Annotated in this window: 13 protein-coding genes and 1 pseudogene; 4 read left to right on the top strand and 10 right to left on the bottom strand. The window is 37.4% G+C overall.

What is annotated here, in order from left to right:
• Positions 1–188: 188 nt before the first annotated feature.
• Both ACN6MY_RS00450 and ACN6MY_RS00455 read right to left on the bottom strand, forming a co-directional pair.
• Positions 189–3,032 carry a PAS domain S-box protein gene (locus ACN6MY_RS00450; RefSeq protein WP_419882337.1) on the bottom strand — a complete coding sequence of 948 codons (2,844 nt, stop codon included), beginning with the start codon at positions 3,030–3,032 and terminating at the stop codon, positions 189–191.
• Between the two features lie 412 nt (positions 3,033–3,444).
• The gene (locus ACN6MY_RS00455; RefSeq protein WP_419882338.1) at positions 3,445–4,662 is read right to left on the bottom strand and encodes a right-handed parallel beta-helix repeat-containing protein; all 1,218 of its coding nucleotides are present in this window, start codon (positions 4,660–4,662) and stop codon (positions 3,445–3,447) included.
• Positions 4,663–4,886: 224 nt separating this feature from the next.
• Here ACN6MY_RS00455 and ACN6MY_RS00460 point away from each other — a divergent pair, with 224 nt between their 5' ends.
• Positions 4,887–5,552, top strand: coding sequence for a hypothetical protein (locus ACN6MY_RS00460; protein WP_419882339.1), 666 nt, complete (start codon positions 4,887–4,889; stop codon positions 5,550–5,552).
• A gap of 107 nt (positions 5,553–5,659) precedes the next feature.
• Here ACN6MY_RS00460 and ACN6MY_RS00465 read toward each other — a convergent pair whose 3' ends face one another.
• Both ACN6MY_RS00465 and ACN6MY_RS00470 read right to left on the bottom strand, forming a co-directional pair.
• Complete coding sequence (locus ACN6MY_RS00465; RefSeq protein WP_419882340.1) at positions 5,660–6,409, bottom strand: TasA family protein; 750 nt, start codon at positions 6,407–6,409, stop codon at positions 5,660–5,662.
• A gap of 65 nt (positions 6,410–6,474) precedes the next feature.
• Positions 6,475–7,020 carry a signal peptidase I gene (locus ACN6MY_RS00470; protein ID WP_419882341.1) on the bottom strand — a complete coding sequence of 182 codons (546 nt, stop codon included), beginning with the start codon at positions 7,018–7,020 and terminating at the stop codon, positions 6,475–6,477.
• A 370-nt stretch (positions 7,021–7,390) separates the two neighbouring features.
• Here ACN6MY_RS00470 and ACN6MY_RS00475 point away from each other — a divergent pair, with 370 nt between their 5' ends.
• Positions 7,391–9,769 carry an immune inhibitor A domain-containing protein gene (locus ACN6MY_RS00475; protein ID WP_419882342.1) on the top strand — a complete coding sequence of 793 codons (2,379 nt, stop codon included), beginning with the start codon at positions 7,391–7,393 and terminating at the stop codon, positions 9,767–9,769.
• Positions 9,770–10,078: 309 nt separating this feature from the next.
• On the opposite strand, the gene ACN6MY_RS00480 is transcribed toward ACN6MY_RS00475, so the two are convergent.
• A complete protein-coding gene (locus ACN6MY_RS00480; RefSeq protein ID WP_419882343.1) occupies positions 10,079–10,933 on the bottom strand; it encodes an HNH endonuclease in 855 nt (284 codons plus the stop codon).
• A 36-nt stretch (positions 10,934–10,969) separates the two neighbouring features.
• Complete coding sequence (locus ACN6MY_RS00485) at positions 10,970–11,695, bottom strand: CPBP family intramembrane glutamic endopeptidase (protein WP_419882344.1); 726 nt, start codon at positions 11,693–11,695, stop codon at positions 10,970–10,972.
• A gap of 618 nt (positions 11,696–12,313) precedes the next feature.
• Between ACN6MY_RS00485 and ACN6MY_RS00490 the strand changes: the two genes are divergently transcribed.
• Together ACN6MY_RS00490 and ACN6MY_RS00495 are read left to right on the top strand one after the other, a co-directional pair.
• Entirely contained in the window at positions 12,314–13,000 is a 687-nt protein-coding gene (locus ACN6MY_RS00490) for a hypothetical protein (RefSeq protein ID WP_419882345.1), read from the top strand.
• Positions 13,001–13,345: 345 nt separating this feature from the next.
• On the top strand, positions 13,346–13,822 hold the full coding sequence (locus ACN6MY_RS00495; RefSeq protein WP_419882346.1) for a hypothetical protein: 477 nt from the start codon (positions 13,346–13,348) through the stop codon (positions 13,820–13,822).
• Between the two features lie 221 nt (positions 13,823–14,043).
• Here ACN6MY_RS00495 and ACN6MY_RS00500 read toward each other — a convergent pair.
• The 4 genes and pseudogenes from ACN6MY_RS00500 to ACN6MY_RS00515 form a co-directional block, all read right to left on the bottom strand.
• Positions 14,044–14,435: pseudogene (locus ACN6MY_RS00500) on the bottom strand (transposase family protein); the annotation flags it as partial.
• A gap of 193 nt (positions 14,436–14,628) precedes the next feature.
• Positions 14,629–17,745: an Ig-like domain-containing protein gene (locus ACN6MY_RS00505; protein WP_419882347.1), complete on the bottom strand. Its 3,117-nt coding sequence runs from the start codon at positions 17,743–17,745 to the stop codon at positions 14,629–14,631.
• Positions 17,746–18,388: 643 nt separating this feature from the next.
• On the bottom strand, positions 18,389–19,444 hold the full coding sequence (locus ACN6MY_RS00510) for a glycoside hydrolase family 3 N-terminal domain-containing protein (protein WP_419882348.1): 1,056 nt from the start codon (positions 19,442–19,444) through the stop codon (positions 18,389–18,391).
• Positions 19,445–20,113: 669 nt separating this feature from the next.
• Positions 20,114–21,553 carry a hypothetical protein gene (locus ACN6MY_RS00515; protein ID WP_419882349.1) on the bottom strand — a complete coding sequence of 480 codons (1,440 nt, stop codon included), beginning with the start codon at positions 21,551–21,553 and terminating at the stop codon, positions 20,114–20,116.
• Positions 21,554–21,649 lie beyond the last annotated feature (96 nt).

Below are 21,649 nucleotides of genomic sequence, written 5' to 3' on the forward strand. Positions count from 1 at the left end.
TCAATGGATTAAACTGTAAATTAACTATATCTTTTTCCTCATATGCGTGTCCAACTGCTAAAGGACCTGAAAAGCATGGATAAAGGCTTAAGAAACATCGTTTTCCATAGTTCAGGTAAAAAAAGGGACATTTGAATACATTTCAAAAAGAAGTAAAAAAGAGACCTTAGGGGTCTCTTCCTGGAAAATCATATGAATTTTTTCACTTTAAATAATAGATCTTTTATATTTATCGGCTTCGTTAAATAATCCTGAAAACCTTTGTTTAGACTATCTTCGATATGCATTGAGATGGCATTTGCACTTATCGCAATGACGGGAATGTTTTTTGTGTGTTGATTTCTTTTCAGCTCATCGAAGACTTGATAGCCATTCATGTCAGGAAGGTTTATATCTAATAAGATAAGATCAACTCTCTCATTCTTAGCTTTAGTAAGCCCTTCCGCTCCTTCTTTTGCATAGATTAATGAATAATGCGGCTGCGATTCCATAATTTCTTCAACTAATGCAATATTGGAGGGATTATCTTCAATATATAAGATAGTCGAAATATTCTTTGCTCTTTTTTGAATAAAAGATTCTTCATTATGACCGAGTTCCGGATCCGCTAGTTCAGGTTCCTGTTGAATAGGTAAACTGAACCAAAAAATGCTTCCATGTCCTGCTGTACTGCTTGCGCCAATTTCACCATTCATGACCTCAACAAGCTGCTTAGTCAGTGATAAACCTATTCCCGCACCTTCAATGCTAGTATTATTTTTTATACGATAAAAAGGTTCAAAGATAGCCGTTAATTTATCAGAATTTATCCCAATGCCGGTATCCTTGAGAAAAATCGTAATATCGTTCATTCCCTTTTCCCCGTATATGTGAATTTCCCCATTCTCATGATTGTATTTAATTGCATTATCGAGTAAATTTAACAAAACCTGCCTTAATCGTATGGGATCAGCCTTTACAAAACAGTGATCAAGGTTATTTAAGAGATCAGCAATTTTTATCTTTCTCTTTTCAGCTAATGGGGTGACCATGCCAATACATTCGTTTATTATATCTTTTATATTAACCAATTCAATTGATACTTTTAAACTTCCTGTTTCTATTCTTGAAAGATCCAAAACCTCATTGATCAAGCTTAACAAATGGCTGCCGCTTGTTAGGATTTCCGAAATAAATTTTTGTTGTTTTGCATTTAATTCTTTATCTAATTCCAATAATTGAGCAAATCCTAAAATCCCGTTTAGTGGTGTACGCAGTTCATGACTCATTTTTGATAAAAAGTCGGACTTAGCCATATTGGCGGTTTCTGCTTCTTCTTTGGCATTTTGAGTTAGCATTTGAAGCTCGCTGATTTCCGTAAAATCTTCAAATGTCCATAAATTCACCTTGTTTTTCCCCTCTAACAGGACGGGAATATAATTTAGTCGATAAACGTGCCCTCTGTCTGATTTTACTAAAGTAGAATTAGGCAAACCTGCATTTATTATGCCTTGTATTTCATCAGAAAAATTCTTATTCTCAGAAAAATCACAATGGATTTTTTTTGCACTTTCTCCTATAGCATTGCCCTCTGATTGTATGTTTAACATTTTTCTTACTGCCTTATTTACTAACAGGGTATTCCTGTTCTCATCGGTCACAAAAATGCCCGTACGAAGATTATCTATTAAGTTCTGATTTAACGAGTATGTTTCTTTTAATTTTAATTCTTGGATTTTCTGTAAAGAAATATCATGAAATGAAACCAGAGAACCTTTTTCGGATTCTGATAGATTCAGGGGCTTTGAATTAACAGAAAACCATTTTTTTAGAGAGCCCTTTTCTTTTATTCCAATAATCACGTCTTTCCTTTCAATATGATCGTTCACAGTATTTATTCCTGGCAATTCGTCATATTTCATGGAAGTTCCGTTTTCACTTACAAACTCAATCCCCATTTTCCTGGCTGTAGACTCACCAAACTGTCCAGATTTTATTCCCAGATGTTTTTCTACATTTTTATTCAAATTGGTATTGATACCATTTTCATCGATGATAAAGATCCCTTCAGACATCGTATGTAGTACGGTTCGATACAAATTTTCATTTTTCCGGAGTTTATCCTCCATATGTTTTCGCACGGTAATATCAATGCTGGAACAAATCACTTCCCTTACTTTCCCTTCTCTAAAAACAGGACTCAATGTTGTGAGATAGTGTATCCCATTTATTAAGCCTTCATAGACTACAACATCACCATTCCAAGCAGCTTCATAGGATTTCAGTTTCGAATCAATTTGATCATTCGGCATAAATTCATACAAATCTTTCCCGATTACATCTTTTGGCCTTAATCCAAATTTATACAATAATTCACCATCGCATAGTGTATGAATGAAACTATTCCCTTTTTTCAAATATTTAAAAATCATTCCTTGTTGCTTTTGAATCGTTTCTTTCAGCTCAATCTGAGTTTTTACTATCCTCTCTTTATGTTTCAGTAATTCTGTTATATCATTCCCGACAACAAAAAAGCATTCGATAGATTTTTGTCCTGTGACATGTGGTATTACCGTAAATTTCATAGTAATGTCACTTTGGTCTTTTTTAGATATTTTCGCTAAAAAAGTAGTATTTACTTTTCCCTCTTTTACCACATGAAAGATTTCTTTAATATAGTGTTGATCATCCGGTATATTAAAAAAGCTCAAAAATGATTTAGATAGAAGGTCAGACTTGGAATAATTCAGAATGTCTAATGACGTTTGATTTACGGAGGTAATTTTCCCCTTGAAATCTATTTGAAAAATCAATGAAGGATTTTGATCAAATAGGGTAGTAAAATAACTTGAGGTATGACCATCACAAATTAAAGTTCTACTGGATTTTGATTTATATGCAGGAAAAACATATAAAACGGCTATAAAAACACTGACCAAATAAAAAAACATCATATTACTCAGATAAAAATCATTACCATAATTAATGGTATATAAGAGATCAATGCTTAAAAAAAGAATGGCTGCACCTACAGTAATTCTACGATGCTTCAATTTGATTCCTCCACAGATCTAATTATTTTATTTATATATTATAGGATGATAAATTGAACTTCTCGTCTAACTTGTTTCATCCCATTAAAAGATACAATTCACACAGATTTAAAATTTATAACTCTATTCTATCCATCTTAGCAGATTTTCGTAATGCCCCCCCTAGTCTTGCGTCTGAAGAGGTAATCTACCGGCAAGTATTACAGAGCCTTTATTTAATTGGCATTTGACTCACAAAAATACACAATACTACAATATGTGTCTGTGATTTCCAGTATTCTCTAAAAATCTTTGATAGATTAATTCTATTATAGAAGTAATGAATCTGTAAAACTGCAGAATTAAAAATTCAATCAAACGTTTGATTAACAAGAAAAAAAGGCAGAAACACAAGGGTCTCTGCCTTTTCAGTCTATTCTTCTTCCACAATGCATGGAATGCGCACAGTGTTTTCATTACTGTAGTCATTCAGGAAAGCATTATAGCGGATGAAATTTTCTTTTGTATCAATGACGATATTTGTTTCCAGGGCGGTATAATTTCCGTCCGAAAGTTCATTATATATCTCGGCATACTCCTCGCCAGGTCCAGTGTTTTGATGAACAATGAATTGAATCGGCCGGCCTGCACGGACAAATGTATTGTATTGAATCACCGGATTGCTTGCGCCGCTCACAAGCATCCCTCGATATTTGCTTACGCCATCTGCCACATCGGAAATGGTATTATATTCGATCACAGCATCTGACCAGTTCATCACCCGGATGGAATCGAGACGGGTTCCCTCTATAATATTGTTGCTGAGTGTGACATGCTTGTGGAGCATCCCCTCCGAATATTTATGGGTGCCGACCGCCCTGTCCAAATTCTGAAACAGGTTATTCTCGATAAACACCGTATCATTTGCCGTTTTATCGAACTTACTCCACTTCTGGCTCCAGCCTAATGTTGCATGATCCGGCGTATCCAGATTGATGGCTTCTTTATTTTGCTTTAGAGACGGAAGCGAATCTATGAATTTGCAGTTCTCCACTCTCACATTCTGGGATGCATCCATTTCAATAAAGTGGCCGGAATTCATATGATAAAAACCGATATTTTTCACATTCACATTTTTGTTGTGCCCCATAATGACCGCCAGGCTGTCCGGCACATACATCAAATCCATCTTAACATCGCCTTCACCGATAAAGCTGATATTCTTCTCTCCATTATATCCTCCGTACACACCAGACTTCGCAGCCCTTGTTGGTCGGATCAGCTGAAAGAGAGATTTTGAAGGGCCAAATATTTTCGTGCCCGTATTAACTCCTTTAACCACCCTGGTACCATCCTTCATCATGATTGTGACATTAGACGGCACATAGAGGGTATTGGTAATTGTATAGGTGCCTTTTTTCAGGACCAGCGTTCCCCCTCCCTTTTTCTCTAGGAGTTCAAGGTAAGACCGGAGCAGATAATAATGTTTGGTATATTTGTTATATGACTTGAACAGCAGCATTTTCTTGTCATAAGGCTTACTGTCAGGTGTGATGGTATAAACTGCAGTGCCTGCATGGGCGGGAAACGGGGCCAGCAATCCGATCAGCAAAACGAAGGCCAGCAGCGGTGCGAAATATTTCTTTTGCATAAAATAAAATCTCCTTATCTATGTATCTAATTTTCATTCTTGGATTCGTCAGCTTACTTCATAAAAAAACAGCTCCTTCTTATTTAATTCTCCAGATCAATGAAACATTTACTTTATTATACAATATTTTCAAATTAAAATTCATTGAAACGTCAAACCCATTACCAAAACTTTCCTATTTATGGTATTATAATAGAGTTGAAAATAACAAGGGGGAAATAGAATTGAAGAAAAAAAGAATATTTATGGCTCTAACAGCACTAATAATCCTCATGTCCTTTAGCATAGGCGTTGCTGCTGCTCCAAAGCTAAGTTTGTACTTTAATGGAAAAAAACAGAATACAGAAATTAAAATAATTAATAAAAAACCGTATATTTCTTTAAGTAATGCGGCTTCCTTGTTTGGCGGAAAGGTTTCTTATGATAAAAAGACCAACTCTTATAAAATGACATCAAAAGATTATAAACCTGCATCAAACACAAACAAATCAAACAGCGCCGATATTTCCATAACATCAGGCCCTATGAAGCTTACCATCTCTAAAGTAACATTTTCTTCTTCTTATAAGTATGAGCCTTATATGCCTGCCATCCGCGCTATCATTTTTGACGTGACTGTCAGCAATCAATCCTCTTCGACAACGAATTGGTTCCCTGAGCAGGGAATATTTGCGCTTAATACCGGTGAACAGATAGACGACGCCATCTTTTATTCAAGCCGTGTTGGAGGAACATTCTTAGGACACACAATAAAAAAAGGAAAAATCGTAATAAAGACAGAGAGCTCTCTTGAAGCTATCAAGTCTATGGAAATTCTAATTAATGGGGCAGCAGATTCAAATCTCATGCCTATTGGTAATGACGTTAACTTCCATCTTACTTTTAAATAAAAAGTTTTTTAAACAGTAGTAGCGTGTCTCCCACCTGCAAATCGGAAGAAAAATTTAACAACGCAAAAAAAACTGTGATAAATTGCATCACAGTTTTTTTTTGATTCTTATTTCTTTATTTCAGAGGCATATTTTGCGCCATCATCTGTTTGTTTTGCTTCCGCAGTAAGTTTAGCTGAATAAGTAGCAGCCTGGTACTCGTTTCCTGCGTTTTCATCAAGCTTTACATCAAATGCGATATCAATAAACTGGTCAGATTTCAAAGTGAAGAACTCATTATCCCCAATTGTGTATTGCTTGCTGCCATCTCCTGCTGCATTTCTGGAAGCAGCTGCAGCCACCGCCTGTACGTCTGCAGAAGATAGCTCGCCTGTTACAGCTTCCACGCCTGCAGGAAGAGCAGGCAATGCAGGTGCCGCTGCTAAAGACCTGGCTTGTGAAGGTGCAGGGTTATGGTTTCCTTTAAAGAAGCCTTTTTCCCATTCTTGTTTCCAGTTCTTTAAAACATCGCCGCTTGGTTTGCTCTTATATTTAAGGGCAACGTAGTAGATTTTGAAAGGTGTTGCCGGAGCTTTATCAACGGATGCAGAGTATGTAAGCTTCAGCACCTGATCAAGGCTTCCTGTATTATCAAGTGTGATGAAGTTTCCTGATACAAATTCAGAAGGTGCTAGATTTTTTTCGTCAAACAGCTTAGTCGTAATTGCCTTGCCATCGTTCACAGACAAGGTGCCATCCTGAATTGTTCCGCTTGCTTGTGTTTCAGATGTGAACCAGGAATAAGTGCCGTAGCCTGCACTTACCAATACAGCTCCTGCCATAGATGTTGCGATTAACGCCTTTTTAATATTCTTCATGAAACCATTCCTCCTGAAAATAGTATTTATAAATGCATTTAAGTGAAACCATTAGGAAATGAATTTCAGGACTCTGTAACAGCAGGATCTTCTTTTCTGTTCAAGGCCTTTAAAATTCGTTGATACACTTCAATCAATACAAGGAGCAGCAGCGGAAGGATAATGAAGATGGAAAATCCGGCTGGACTTGCAAGAAACTTTGCGATGTTCCCTGCTTTCGGTACGATCGCTGCAGCAGTTCCTATGATATTCTCCGGTTTAACCAGCCACTTATCTCTTACGCTATTGTTGTCTCCTTTGGTCATGAAACCTTGCTTTGTTACTGAAACAACCCGGTGTGTGATGAGCTTTCCATCTGATATTTTAAAGGTGATGATGTCACCCTTTTTAATGTTGGCAGCTTTCTTCTCTTTCACGAAAATCATATCTCCTGCGCTAATCTTTGGCTGCATACTGTTAGTAAGGACAGTAAATGGCTTATAGCCCCCAAATGAAGGAATTTTATCAGGATTTCCCTGGGCCTGGTGAGTCGCAAAAACGAGAAACCCGATACAGAGGATAGCAGCTGCCATAAACAATGAAAATATGATTTTAATAATCTTCTTGTTCAATATATCACCCCATTTTGTACTTAATAAAGAACAACTTTATATGACAAATCTACTAAACTTTCGCGGCATAGTCAATGTTAAAAAATAAATTATTTTTATTCGACTTAAATCAACAAAATTCACGTAGTATTATTACCATTTTTGCCTCTCCAGAGACTTTTGTCCCAGAAAACAAGCGTGGCATGTTCTCAATTAAGAAAAATCAAAAGAAAATTTCCTAAATATTTACAAAAATAACTCTTTTAATCTCCTTAAAATAAAGAGAGAGTATCTTCATTTATGTCGAAATTTGTTGAATAACTCTGCTACCACTATTAAATGTTATGAAATATTATAATATTGTGACAAATACTTAGTAGGGGGTTTTCCATTGAAAAGAGTTTTCAAGTCTAGTATCACTGCCGCCATTTTTGCCGGTACATTCTTCTCCGGCTTCCCGGTGCATTCCCCGGGACCAGTAAATGCCAACCAGCTTAAGGACTCTGCACAATCTCAAGTCTCTCAATCCCAAAGTTCGCTGGATCTTTCCATCGTTAACGATGATAAATTGATAGACGCTCTTATCAAACGCGGAGTCATCTCCAAAAATGCCTCAGAAGCAAATAAACAGAAAGCCCTGCAAAACTACATTGCATTCAAGGACAAAGCAGATAAAGTTCAGATTGCTGATCCTCTTGCACCAAAAGCAAAAGCAGCAGAAGCCGAAAAACGCAACAAATTCAAGAATTACAACAAAGGACACAAAGGCAAGACCAACCTGAAGGGTAAGAACCATCCTGATCCTGTTAAAGAAACTCCTTACACAGGATCAAAACAGTCTGTCAAAGTCCTTACTTTAATGGTGGAGTATGCCGATTTTGACCACAACAAAATTCAGCCTGGTGAAACAGATAACTTTTATAAAGACTACGATACGAAGCATTATGAAGATATGATCTTTGGCGCTAATGGAGTCAAAGGCCCAAATGGGGAAAATCTAGTGTCACAAAAGCAGTATTATGAGCAGCAATCCGGCGGAACCTTCACGATTGAAGGAAAAGCGTATGGATGGCTGAAGGTCCCAGGCACAGCTGCTTTTTACGGAGCAGATAAGGGAAATGGCGGCCATGATAATGTAACTCCTGGCGGCTCCAAGCAATTAGTAAAAGATACGTACAAAGCAGCACAAGCAGCTGGTGTTCCCTTGCAGGACTATGACTTAGAAGATCCGCATGATTTGGACGGTGACGGAAATTTAAAAGAGCCAGATGGCTTGGTTGATCACCTTCAGATTATTCATTCCGGAATGGGACAAGAAGCAGGCGGCGGCTCACTTGGCGATAATGCCATCTGGTCTCACCGTTCAGCAGTTGCATATGATCCAGATGGAATTGGAAAAGGAACTCCAGGCTTTTATGACTATACGATGATGCCAGAAGACGGGGCAACTGGCGTATTTGCCCACGAATTTGGACATGACCTTGGTTTGCCTGATGAGTATGATACCCAATACACCGGAACTGGAGAAGCGATTGGATACTGGTCTATCATGGCTTCAGGTTCATGGGCAGGAAAGATTCCAGGAGCTGAGCCAACAGGATTCTCTCCATGGGCTAAGTCTTACTTCCAATCTACTATGGGAGGAAACTGGACAAATCCAACTGTTGTAGATTTAGCAGACGTTACAAAAAAAGGCACGTCCTTCTTGCTTGACCAGGCAAATTCACCAAACGGCCAAAACCAACAGGCTGTCCAAGTGAATCTGCCTCAAAAGAAAACACCAATTAATACTCCTGCAGCCGGAACCTATGAATACTGGGGCGGTCAAAAGGATGAAATGGATAACAGCATGGTGACAAGCGTTGATTTAACAGGCAAAAAGTCTGCTACTCTGACATTTGATGCCTGGTATGACATGGAAGAACAATGGGATTATGCCTTTGTACAGGTTTCTGTGGATGGCGGAACAACGTGGAAATCCGTCGGAAATAATCACACAAGAAGCGATGTTGTTGCTGAGGGGTATCCAACTATCTTAAATTCAATGCCTGGATTCACTGGCAATTCTAACGGATGGCAAGCGGAAAGCTTCGATCTTTCTGCATATGCAGGCAAAAACATCCAGCTTCGTCTCCGCAGTGCAACAGACTGGGGCAGCTCTTTAACCGGTTTCTTTGCCGATAACATTAAAGTAACAGCTGACGGCCAGGAACTAATCAATGACGGCGGCGAAAATGGATCATCTCCATTCACACTTAACGGCTTCACAAAAATGGACGGCAACAAACTGACTAACCACTACTATCTTCTTGAGTGGAGAAACCATCAGGGCGTAGACAAAGGGCTTGCTGACATTGCCCGCGGCAACTCCCTCATGAGCTATGACGGCGGATTAGTCGTATGGTACGTGGATGACAGCTATAACGATAACTGGACTGGCACACATCCTGGCGACGGCTTCCTCGGAGTCGTAGATGCCCACGATGACACCAACCTGCTTTGGAGCACAGGACAGGAAGCATCAACCCGCTATCACCTAGCAGATGCGGCATTCAACTTCCTTCCGACTTCAGGACTAAACCTTAACTACCCTGACCAAACCCTGAAGCTTCCAAGCGAAAGAGGCATCGCCCTATTCAACGACAGCAAAGACTACAACAACCCTTACATGCCTGACGCAGGCCGCAACATCGGCCACTACGGCCTAAAAGTAATCGTAGATGAGCAAGCAACTGATAAATCGGTTGGTGCGATTACTATTACGAAATAATAGAGAGATTGAAACCCCCTTGTGCGCGCAGGTTAGCCTGTTTGTGCATAGGGGGTTTTTATTGTTTCTTTTTAGATTGGCTGTTTTCGTAAACTTTGCTGCTATGGAACAAGGGGTTGATTTCCGATTCAGGTTGCTCGCTTTCCGCGGGGCCTCACCTTCCAGCAAATCCCGCAGGAGTCTCAAACCTTTCACTCCAAACAACTTCATTTAACAATTTTTTCTCCTTACAGAACTCATTAATAAACAACAGCCTTTAAGGAAAGAGCCTTTAGATTTAAGATTTACTGTTCCATGCTTTGGACGGCATCATTTAATAAATTTGTTCAGCCTGTGAAACTCCATAAAGTTTTGCTGCTCTTTATTTATAAAAATCTTTTTTAATGGATCTACATGCAGAAGATGCAGATCATTGCTAGTCAGCTTTTGCGACAGCAGCAAGCCTCCGTTGGTGTCGAAGCTGATAAAGCCTTTATCAAATAAAGCGTCGTGTCCAGTACAAAGCAAAAGACCGTTGTTTGAATTCAACCGTTCTTCATTATTGCAGGCCCGCCACGGCTTGATATGACTGGCCACTAGCAGCTCTTTTATACGTAAACCGCATAGACAGCACTCACTGGACTTTTTTAATAGCATTCTTTTAAAATAACCCTGCCCTACTCTGGCTTTTATTAATCTATTGACCTCAGTTTTAGAATACAGCTTAGAGATAGATTTCTTTAACACCCTGACTTTGAACCCTTCTTCCACCTTGCGGATATATTCTAGCAGGCCGGGTTTATTATCAAGCCTTCTTGTATCCCTTACCAGAGTGCTTGCCATCCCTTCCTCCTTCAGCCGCTCATAGGTGAGCTCTTCCTTCAAAGAAGTTAAATTGAGGACAGGCTTTAATCTAATGATCTTCTTGGGATCCTTATGTGCTATTACAGAATCCGCAATAGGAATGCGATAAAATTTACTATGATCAGGTATTTTATCTTTTGATATATCCTCTTCCGTGCACTGCGCTTTAAAAATGATTTTCGAAACCGGAGCGCTCATATAAATATAAACGATATCTCCTTTTTGAATATTGTTCCTAGTTCCCCAGTCAATACTTCCTAATTCCTTGAAGGCTTCCGCCACATCAAATTCTAATCTAGCAGGTTTTAGCCAAACATTCATACTGATTCCCTCGATTTCTTATTCTTTCATTTGATATCAGCACATTTCCTGATTCTTTAGTTCAGCAACAGCATTTTCTTTACTCTTATTGGGTGTAAACGCAAATTTCACATCAATAAGGAAATGAATAATAATGCAGATCCACAGGTTTCCTGTAATCAAATAGATATAGAAGAAAATTCCTCCCATATACGCTGCCCCGATTACTCCCCTCAAGCCCTGATACAAATGAACAATTCCAAACAAAATACCGGCAATTACAATCATCACTACTGCAGATAACTTAAACGGAAGATGTTCTAACTCATACAGCATAACACCGCGAAAGATGACCTCTTCACAGATCCCTGCCGTTACTGCAACAAGTACAAATAAGAATCTTTCATGCAGAGTGGATGGAAGCATAAATAAAATGCCCTGCAGCTGTTTCTCGATAAATCCAGAAATTTTCACCCTGATTTTCTTAGAAAAAAGAAACAAAAGAATATACACTCCTATAGCCAGCACAACACCTTCTCCAAAGCCCCGCATCTGATCCATCTGTGAGTGCAGAATCGGGTCATTCACGTTAAATAGGGCACCCCACGAGCGATTTGTTACAAGCCAAAAGATAAAAAGAATGCCCACAATAGCCCACTGCGGAACAATCGTTTTGACATACATCCGACGCTTATCCGTAAAGTCTCCATACTTCATATAAAAATAGTCCCAAATGGGATAGCCAATAACTATACCAAGCAAAATAACCGATATAAAAACCATAGTACTTTCTCTCCTCTTCCAGTTGTACAACGGGCTGCTTAAATAACCCCGCAAACACCAGTACTTTTTTTAATAGACTCATAAATTAATCCTGACGCTTCAGTTACCAGTACCATGATTCATGATTATCATCAGCAGCGATACTGAGCAGATGACAATTAGTTGATGAATGATATTCCTTCACTTGTTATTAATAGGTATATTTTACCATATTATAATACACTAGTTAATAAAAAATTTGCAGAGAATATTCTTAACTTGTCCTGTGTCTTGTCTTTATTTAATAGTGCCCCTTTGCCAAATGAGTTAACACTTGCTAAAATACCCCCTTTTATTATCTAATTTCTTTCCCTCAGAATTTTATAAACTAACCTGCAAGCTGAATAATGGAGTTTAGTTTACATACTTGTAAAAAAAGGATATTACATGAGAATATAGACTTGAAAAGTGTTGCTTTTACGAATACGATTTGTGTAAAAAAACGGAAATTTATTTTATTAGACCTAATGTGTCAGATACATAGCTGGAGAACTTATTAACATTGGAGGCAACCTATGTTTAAGCAAAAAAACAACTATTATTTTTTTTAGTAAGGGCCTGCTGTTAGGAGGATGTCAAATGAACAGCGGTGAAAATGAACCGGTGGAGAAAAAGCCGAGCGAGATGAAGGAAGAAAAGTTACCAAAGACACGAGCTTTTCAAGATGAATTTACAAGAGGATTTATATCATCTACAGATGAAGCTGAAAACGGATATTACACATTTAAATCCAAAACCGGGCGCTATACCTTGTTGTTTCCTGAGGGCGGATCAATATCTGAAGAAAGTTATTCTTACGTAGAAAGTAAGAGTGAGTCTTTTTTAACAGGTATTAAAAACAAGGACCTGCCAAGTGCTTCTCTAAGTGTTAGTTATAGTGCCGAAACTTCTAATACAGCTAAAGGAATCAAGTATTCTTTAAAATTTCTAAAAAGCCAGGCGGATATGAAGGAACCCTTTCAACAGAAAAAAACCAATGATTCAGTTATTCATTGGTCGCCTTTTACAATAGATCAAGACGCATATGGGTACGGTGCCTACATCCACCCAACTACAGGAAAAGGCGGTATTGAAATGATCTACTCTATAAAGAGTGACAGTGCTGGCAAGTGTGATTTTAATAAAGAGATAAAAAACCAAGCAACTAAAATTTTTTCTTCCATAAGATTTGATTACAATAAAGAAAGTAGCAAAGCCAATGATGTAAATCAGCACTTTATTTCAGGAGTTGCATTTCAAATTAATCCGGCAGAAATTCCGAAATAATGTGCTGATTTTTTGATTTTAATTCAGAAATTCAAATTACCCCAGATTATTTTTCACATTATTTCAGATGAATATCATTAACCCAATAATAAATACCCCTAGAACTTCAAAAGATTGAGATTCAATACGCTGACATGTGTCCTGTGTCCAACAAATCTCTTCATTGATAGTTTTTTTTGGTTCATCATCACTTCAATATTGGCATAAATAAGACTTTTTCAATAAACCATGAAATGTGTCAGATACATAACTAGAGAACTAATTAACACTGGAGGCAGCCTATGTTTAAACCAAAAAAACAACTATTTTTTTTTAGTAAGTGGCCTGCTGTTAGTAGGATGTCAAATGAACAACGGTGCGAATGAACCGGTGCAGAAAAAGCCGATTGAGAAGAAAGAAGAAGAGTTACCGAAGACAAGAGCTTTTCAAGATGATTTTACGAAAGGTTTTATCGATTTCTCAAAGTTCAATGAAGACGGATATTATATCTTCAAATCCAAAACAGCTAAATATAAGATGTTACTTCCAAACGATGGAATAGTAAATGATTTTAGTTACTCAAATAAAGGGACTAAAAGTGAATTTTATACAGTGAGTATCAAATATAAAGACGAATACGAAGCCGCCATGCAAATCAGTTATAACGGTGAACTTTCTAATAGTCAAGATATTATCGACTATTCATTGGAATCCCTAAAGAATGAATTGGATATAGTAACAAGATTTAAAAAGATCACTACTAATAAGAATCAAATCTATGCTGCACCTTTTGAATTGAAATATAAGGAGTTATGGATATGGAGGATACATCTATCCTTTTGAGGGTTATGGTGGAATAACGCTTAATTATTTTAAACAATGCCTCAATAAAGAACAAGACTGTAAAAAAGAAACGAGTGAACAAACTAAATCAACGGCTGTTAAAATCATGAGTTCGATAAATTTTATAAAAGAGAAAGAAAGTGATTAAAACTATGAACTTTATAGATTTAAAGATATTAAAAAGCTGATATCCCCTTTGTACTCTTCTGTCGCAATGACAGCCGACAGACAATCGTAGAGACAGAAGTCCCAAACATTTCAGCCGTTCCCTTAAATGTCTTTCCTTTTACAGCTCAATGCTAACAGCCTAATTCCACTCCACAGAAATTCGCTGATACCGCTGGACAATAGTTTTTTTAAAAGAAAACCGCTTTTCGCAGGGACAGGCATAACGACGGCGCTTATAAAAGATTTGTGTTTGTCTCTCAAACCACTTCAGGTGGTGAATCTTTTGGATACGGTAATCATGAACACGACTGGTTCTCAATTGGCAGTTGGGACAGACATGTACATAACGTTCTATCCCCACAAACTACCTTATGACTTCTTTAGCCTCTTCCGCCTTCGTTACGATAACCTCTTTGAAACCGGGAATATCTATGGTAAATTTCATTTGCACGCTCTTATCTTTTTTCTAGTCAATTCAAGTATAAAGAAAATGGACTTTTGCGTGTATTTTTTACAAACGAAAGTGTATCCACCCAACAAGTATTATATAGCCAAAAAAAAGCTCTGTAGAGATTAATCTCCACAGAGCTTTTTAAAGACTGTAAAATCTTTTCGTAGTAACAAGTGCTACCTTAAAATCACTTGATTACAACAGATTGTTTAGTTTGTAGCTTGTTATCTTGACCTGTTGTATCAGCAATTGAAGCAAGACCAGAAGCCTTAGTTCCTACAGTAATTGAAGAAATTTTATTAAGGTCTAATGTTCCAGCATATTGGTAAGCTGCTGCATCGTCACCTGTTACTTGCTTAACTAGAATGTCTGCACTTGAATCATAACTGTTATTACCGTTAGCATCAAAGTACTCAGTCTTAGAAGCTGTTACAGCTTGAACTGCATTTGTATATGTGTAAGCAGTTCCAGCATTTGTTATTGTATCACCTGCTACAGGTGCATAAGCAACACCGGTTGCAGAATAGAATCCAGCTGTTGCAGCAGTTACAGCAGGATTACCACCGGCGGCTGGTACAATTACATCATCTGCAGCATAGTAAGTGTAAGTAGTTCCAGCATTTGTTATTGTATCACCTGCTACAGGTGTATAAGCGTTACCAGTTGCAGGATAGAATCCAGCATCTTTAGCTGTTACACCAGTTACTGTATCCTGATTAGTTGTAAATGTGAATACAAGTTTGCCAGCATCGCTGCCAATACCAGTTGCAACACCGATATCACCTTGTACATCTGAATCGGAAGTATCAACTGTTACTCCACCGAGATTCAATGTTAGGTCTGCTTCAGGAGTTGTATTTGCTAATACTTTAACAGCTTCGTCGAATCCAAGAGTTAGTGTACCATTAGAGTTTACTGATGAAGCTGATTTAGAAATCTTAGCACCAGTGTTATCTAATACACGAACTACATTTTGGTTAGTAGATACTGTAACATCTGTTGGTGTTTTAACATTTGCTACACGTAACACTGCACCATTATCATTAGCAGCAATGAAGTTAGCTGGTAATGTGAAGCTTACTTGGTTATTTGTACCACCATTAACGCTACTTAATGTAATAGTAGTATCAGATGGTAGAGCAACACCGTTAATAGTGTAGTTAACTGGGTTTGTAGCTGTTGCATAAGTTACTGATGAATCAAACCTGATAGTAGCTACATTGTTAACTACTGCAGCTGATGAAACTTTTAATTCAGAAGCTGTACCTGATCCGAAGTCAACATTTTGCTTAGAAGCTAATGATACATTGTTATCAAATGATGTATCAGCAGCTGCAGATCCTGCCAATTTCACTTCATATTGACCCGCTAGTTTAATGTTAGATGGTAAAGTATATTCTACTGTTTGATCATCTGACAATACTCTAACTCCTGTAGATGTTGCAACAGTAGAACCTGTAGTTAAGTTAACAATGCTTAAAGCATTATTAGTAGTGGCTGTTACTGCTTCATTGTATTTAACTAATACTTTAGAAACAACACCAGCAGAATCTTTAACATAAGAAATGTTTGAAACTGTTGGAGCTACTGTATCATAAGTTAAAGTAGCGTTAGATGTTGTAGCAGCTGATTTGTTTCCAAGATAATCAGCAATTGTATTAGTAGATACTACTGTGTAGTTAGCAGAAGTTTTTGATGCAGTAAATGGTTTGGATGCATCTTGAATTGTAATTGTGAATACTTTATTCGAAGTATTTGGTACTACAGCTACATTGTAGTTTGTTACTGTATCAAGATTGCCATCTTTTAATGTTGTTCCTGCTAAAACTGTGTTAACATCCATTGATTTATTGTATGTTAATACAATTTGGTTGTCGCTCTTAGTTGATACAGTGTATGTTGCTGCTGCTGTGTCATTTGTCACAGTAAAAGTCTTCAATGATGAATTACTAACGTTACCAGCTGCATCAGTCAAGTTAATTGCTTCAACAGTGTGTGACGCTGAAGCTGATAATTCTAAGTTCGAAACGGTAGCTGAGTAACCGTCAGCAGATAAAACAGCTGATTTAGTTACACCATCAATTTTAATTGTTGGTGAAACAACAGGCTCAGAGAAATTAACAGTTACAGAAGATGCTGTAGCTGAGTTAGTTACAGATTTAACTGATGCAATTTCTGGAGCTTTTTTATCAGAAACTGTTACAACTCCTGCAAAGTATGCAATCTTGTCCAAGTAAGAACCTTTTAATAAAACATTTTGGATTGTTACTGAGAATTTAGCAGTTGTATCCTTATCAATTGCATTATCTAAAGTAAGGATGACAGTTTTATTGTCATCTTGTAGAGTTGCTTCAAAGTCAGATGAAGCAAGTGCAGTAGATCCATTTAGTAATTTGTAGTTATCTTCATTTTCAGCAGATGTTGCATCTACTTCTTTATTGAATTTAACTTCGATTTCTTTACCATTAATCGCACTTACACTTGTAACTGCTGGAGTAACTTCTTTAACTACAACATTAACTGAAGCTTCAAGATCAGTGTCAGCTACGTCACCTTTAACAACGTAAGTTCCTGGCTTGTTAAGGTCAGCAGTAGATTTGTTCCACTCAACTGCTTTTTGAACTTTAGCACCGCTTTTTAGAGTAACTTCTACAGTTGTTGGAAGTGTTACAGAAGCAGATCCTTCGTTAACTTCTACATCGCTAACTGCGCTTACTTTGTCAACTGTGTTTAGTACTTTAAGAGCTGCTTCAACTTTATCAAGTTTACCTTGGGAAAGTTTAGTGAAAGTGGCTGTTAATGTAGCGCGAACTTCTGGACCATAGATTTTGCTGATTCCAACAAAACCTTGGTTGTGAGAGTTTTTAAGTTCAGCTTGAGATTTCTCTAGAGCTGATACAGTGTTAGTTTTAATAGCAGAGTCTGCATTAGCATAAACTTTAGAAATTGAACCTAGGCCAGCAACATATGCTTTAGAACGGTCTAAGTATTTTTTGTAGCTATCAAGTTTAGCTTGGTTTGTTTTAGCGCTGCTGCCGCCAGCTTTTTTTACTGCTGCTGTTGCATCAGTGTAAGCTTTAGTACCAGTAGTGATTAAAGCTTGTACTGTTGCAGCTGATACAGTTTTTTTAGTAATACCAGTTTGGTAGTATTTGTCGAATGGAGCTTTCATTGCTTTTTGAGCGTTTGAAACAGTAGTAGCTACGCTTGTAGCTGCCTGAGATTGTGTAGGTGCAACTGCTGCAAATGCTGAAGCTGCTATTGCGGAAGCAGCAACAATTTTGATTGCTTTCTTTTTATTCATTTGTATGGTGTTCTCCCTTCAAAATAAAAAACTAGTTCGTTAGAATCATTTTATTAAAATAATATCCTAATTCTAACATTTACAAGATTACGCAAGACGAAATCAGGATAAAAATACTAAATTGTAAACAACCTAGTATATAAAAAACTAAATTAAGAAGAAGCAGGAACAAGTTCCATATACTTCATGTATAGAAATATATAACATTTTTCTACTAAAATCTAGGTATTTTTCTAGTTTTTTTTACAATATTACCTAGTATATTTTTCCAATACCCTTTTATTATTCCAAGTTATACCATGTATGGATTGTTTTGTTTAATTTAGGTTTTAAATGTAAACTATTATAATAGAAAAATATTCCATATGGCACAACTTATGTCCCGAAACATTATTACCCTCTTTTTTGGATAGTTCATCCAAATAAAATTACAATCATTTCAAAAAGCGAAAATAAACAATCGTTCTGTAACACTATCAAAATATTACATCCAAAATATTCAATTCCTAGCATGTTATATCACTTAAAAACTGGTTAAATAGAATCAAAGCTCCCAATCATCTATACACAACTGGTAATTTTCGTTTCGAAGTATTCTAATCATTAAATAATTCAAAAACCCGGCACCATTAGATACCGGGTTTTAAGGGTTACAGTTATTTAGTTTAAGGGTATCAATATAATTAAGGCTATTTTGACTCTTTACGGTTTTTTCTGCACGCTTCCGATCCACTTCTATTCGGTGTATGTTTGTATATTTATAGATAAGAACACGTTTAGCAGCTTCGTCAATCCTGCTCACCGGTATTTCACCGCTTTTCACTGCATCAATTAAACCTTTGTATACCTCTAACTGGTGGGAGTATTCATGGCAGACTAATAATAAGTCTGCACCCGCTTGGATGGCGTCTTTCCCCATATCCTTAAAGGAGTAATACTTATTTACGGCTCCCATCTCAAGATCATCTGTAATGACTACTCCTTTGTATCCAAGCTTTTTGCGGAGCAGGTCCTGAATAATTACCCTGGAAAGGCTGGCCGGTTTTTCTTTATCGTAAGCTGGATACTTAATGTGCGTGACCATGACAAAGAATTTCTGATTATCCATTTCTTTGATGATTTTCTTAAATGGATAAATATCGTAGTTTTCTAAGTCAAGCTGATTAGCCGTAACAGAAGATGTTTCAACATGCGGGTCAATATTACTGCGCCCATTTCCGGGAAAATGCTTTAATGCTCCAGTTACAGAAGCAGCATTTAACCCTCTAATAGCAGATGAACCATAATGAAAGACCTTTTCCGGTTCCTTCCCAAGTGAACGGCTATCAGTACTGGAGAGTTCCAGTACAGGGGCAAAGTTTGTAGTAATCCCCATTGATGATAGCTCTGTTCCATTTAACTTTGCGGCCTGATAGACTTCATTAGCTGTGGCATGTTCCCCAAGCTTCTGCTGGGATGGTATCGGTGAAACCTTATCACGCATGCGAAGGATATCTCCGCCTTCCTGGTCAACCGAAAGCATAAGCGGGATAGGAACAGCATTTTGTTTAGCCGATTGCTGAAGAGAGTTAGATAGCTCAGCTACCTGACTCGGGGACGGCATATTACGATCAAAATAAATGACTCCCCCTACCTTTTTGTTTTCAATTAAATCTTTTATTTCCCTGCTTTTCTCTGTTCCATAAAAACCGACCATCATTAACCGGCCAACCTTTTTTTCTAGAGACATTGGTAGCTAGTGTTGGTAATGGTCACTTTACTTGGGTGCTATACTTCCTTTCCTTGTATTCCCTTGTTCATCTATCGCAAAAAAGAGGCAGAATTTCCACTTGCCAAATATTTTGGAAAGCAAGACAGACATTTCCAAATATATAATATTGATAAATTTTTGTTATTTACTTAAATAGTCTTCCTTTAACGGTTCCTATTCTAACAGCTTTATATCTCTTTACATTAAATCGATGAAAATGCTCGACAATAAGGTTCTTATTTTAAAAAACAATTTCCATAATTACAGACATAACCACTGTGCTTATAAAAGATTTGTGTTTGTCTCTCAAACTACTTTAATTAGAGGCGTAAGCATGTACACGCATGACTCTCAAATAGCAGTCTGCACAGAGTTATACCGAACTATTCATTTATTACATACAACCGTACGACCGTTCTAGTCTGTTCGACCATAGTCAGTACAACTTTTTTGAAACACATAGACATTTTGCGTATTTTTTTCAAACCGTGAGTACCTTCGAACAAATATTATTCCCCCATATTTAAGAGACAATAAAGTAGCCCTGTAGAGATTTACCTCTACAGGGCTACTTTATTGTCTTACGATTTATACTACTCTTTACTAACGATGGTTTTATTAATTAGAGACAGTTGCAGTAAGAGTAACACCAGTAGTAGCTGCAGGTGTTTTTTGTGTCAATACAACGTTGTTACCTGAAGCTGTAACTGTATAGTCTGTTAGAGATAAAGCACTAGCAATGTTAGCTGCAGTTACTGAAGTAGGTGAATCAATATTGAATTCATTAGTTGAAGCACCAGAAGATACCGCAGTTAACGTTTTAGTTTGTTCCCCAATTTTCACAGTTAAAGTTTGACCAGCAATAAATGGACTAGTTACTCCAAAAGCATATTTAGCAGCTGTTGCAGTACCTGAAGTACCATTTGTTTTTACATTTGCCGCAATGTTGTTACCATCTAAAGTACCATCACCAACTCTAGAAATTTCAGAGGTTACTCCGGTCGTTGGGCTCGTTAATGTAATATCAGTACCTGTAACAGTAGCAATGTCAGCTAAACCAGCTGTTTTAGCAGCACTATTGATTGAAGCAACAATTTGAGCAGGCGTACTATCCAAAACTAATGGTACAGAAATCGACGTTGTCCCATCAACAGTAATGTTTAAATCACCCGCAGTTGTAACTGTAGGCGCTTTAATAACGCTTGTTGCAGCAGTTGGTACAGGAACCCCATAAGCTACAGTTGGTTTACCGGAGTTTGCAACATTTACCCCACCAGCAGTTACTGTTACATCAAATTGAACCGGTACAACATGACCATGACCATCCGTTACATTAATAGTAATAGTTGAAGTTCCAACCATTGCTGGTAGCACTGTTAATGTTGTCCCCGAATAAGAAGCTCTAGCAACACTACCATTAGATGATGTAGCATTACCTGCAAAACTTAATTCATCACCATCAGCATCAGTAGCTAGTTCTGTAACGTCAAGTGGTAAAGAACTTGTTACTGCTACATTTTTGTCTGCAGCAATATCACGTGGAGCGACGTTAACATCAGGACCGCTTTTTCCAGTTCCCACAACATTTTTTATGATTTCAAATTTATGAGCACCGTTTGTACCTTTAGTGAATACAACTGTGTCACCATCAGAAATTAAATCATTAAATTCCGCTTTAGATAGAGGAGCAGTTCTTCCTGCTTGATAGAAAGTAGAGTCACTATAGCTGATTTCTGCGGAGGAACCAGCAAATTTTAGTTTCTCTGTATCTTTATTTACCCATTCAATAGTTCCATTTAAGTAAGCGGGGATACCATCATTAGCTGTAAATGAAACTGAAGCAGTTTTGTTTGGCAAACTAACTTGAGAAGCAGAAGCTTGAACTGTTACGTTTGATGCAACATTTTCTGAATTTACTCTCAATTCTGCTTTACCTGTATTTTTAGTAGATTGAACTTTTACAGTTTCAGTTGTTCCTTTTTTAACTACTTTAGATCCAAACGTACCATATACTGTTACATCAGCAAAGTTAGCAGTTACTTGATGAATTGGTTTCATCTTTCAAAAAACAAATCCATAATCATTTATCAAAACTGACGACAACCTATAGCCTCTCAGATTTACATAACGAGTACAAAAATGTTCTGGCTTTTC

Source organism: Peribacillus sp. B-H-3, assembly GCF_048572925.1.
GTDB lineage: Bacteria > Bacillota > Bacilli > Bacillales > DSM-1321 > Peribacillus.

Bases quoted from the DNA above. Each gene is read 5' to 3' on its own strand.
- ACN6MY_RS00505 (WP_419882347.1), bottom strand. From the start codon at position 17,745: ATGAATAAAAAGAAAGCAATCAAAATTGTTGCTGCTTCCGCAATAGCA.
- ACN6MY_RS00485 (WP_419882344.1), bottom strand. From the start codon at position 11,695: ATGGTTTTTATATCGGTTATTTTGCTTGGTATAGTTATTGGCTATCCC.
- ACN6MY_RS00455 (WP_419882338.1), bottom strand. From the start codon at position 4,662: ATGCAAAAGAAATATTTCGCACCGCTGCTGGCCTTCGTTTTGCTGATC.
- ACN6MY_RS00480 (WP_419882343.1), bottom strand. From the start codon at position 10,933: ATGAATGTTTGGCTAAAACCTGCTAGATTAGAATTTGATGTGGCGGAA.
- ACN6MY_RS00510 (WP_419882348.1), bottom strand. From the start codon at position 19,444: ATGATGGTCGGTTTTTATGGAACAGAGAAAAGCAGGGAAATAAAAGAT.
- ACN6MY_RS00490 (WP_419882345.1), top strand. From the start codon at position 12,314: ATGAACAGCGGTGAAAATGAACCGGTGGAGAAAAAGCCGAGCGAGATG.
- ACN6MY_RS00465 (WP_419882340.1), bottom strand. From the start codon at position 6,409: ATGAAGAATATTAAAAAGGCGTTAATCGCAACATCTATGGCAGGAGCT.
- ACN6MY_RS00515 (WP_419882349.1), bottom strand. From the start codon at position 21,553: ATGAAACCAATTCATCAAGTAACTGCTAACTTTGCTGATGTAACAGTA.
- ACN6MY_RS00495 (WP_419882346.1), top strand. From the start codon at position 13,346: ATGAACAACGGTGCGAATGAACCGGTGCAGAAAAAGCCGATTGAGAAG.